At 59.3% G+C, this 605-nt stretch carries 1 protein-coding gene; it reads right to left on the reverse strand.

Annotation, left to right across the window (positions count from 1 at the left end; genetic code table 11):
* The coding region (locus tag E1K68_RS27515) for a DUF6531 domain-containing protein (RefSeq protein WP_244858950.1) at positions 1 to 605 on the reverse strand (605 nt) is incomplete at both ends.

Here is a 605-nt window from a genome sequence, read left to right on the forward strand (position 1 = left end):
TCGATATGGCTTACACGCCCAGGATGCTCTGCGGTGTAGCTCAGGTCGACGTGCATCAAGTCATGGGTGTCGCGTAGGCGGCACAGCCGTCCTTGGGCATCGTAATCAAGGAAGATCCGACCTTCATTGCGATCACCCAACAAGTGCAAGCGCATCCGTGAACTGTTCAGCGGATCGGGCTCGAACAGCCGATAAAGGCCGTCGATGCTCTCGATCAATACCGCGCCGTCGCCGTTGCGTCTCACCGCGAGGCCTTCGCCGGGATCGAACGCGCCACCGGACAACGGGATATAACCGATCTCCAGGCGCCGTCCCTGCTCATCGATATAGAAAAGGTTTTCATCGGCATCTATTTCGACGGACACCTCATAGTCGACGCTCCAGCCTGCGCCGAAGAGGCCATCGCGACGTGTATCGAGACTGTTGTAGAAACGTTGCCAATCGATAGGGAGCAGACCGGGCAGGACAAAGTCCAGCTCCTCCTCTTCGCCCAAGACCTTGGCCCCCGTCGCACTGTGCACCGGATTGGGTGAGCCATGCATGGCGCTCTTGAGTGCCGAGGTGACCTTGGCGGTCCCGTAAGAGATCGCGCCACCCACCAACGC

The sequence above is a fragment of the Pseudomonas sp. B2021 genome, from assembly GCF_018135665.1.
Classification (GTDB): Bacteria; Pseudomonadota; Gammaproteobacteria; order Pseudomonadales; family Pseudomonadaceae; genus Aquipseudomonas; species Aquipseudomonas lactis.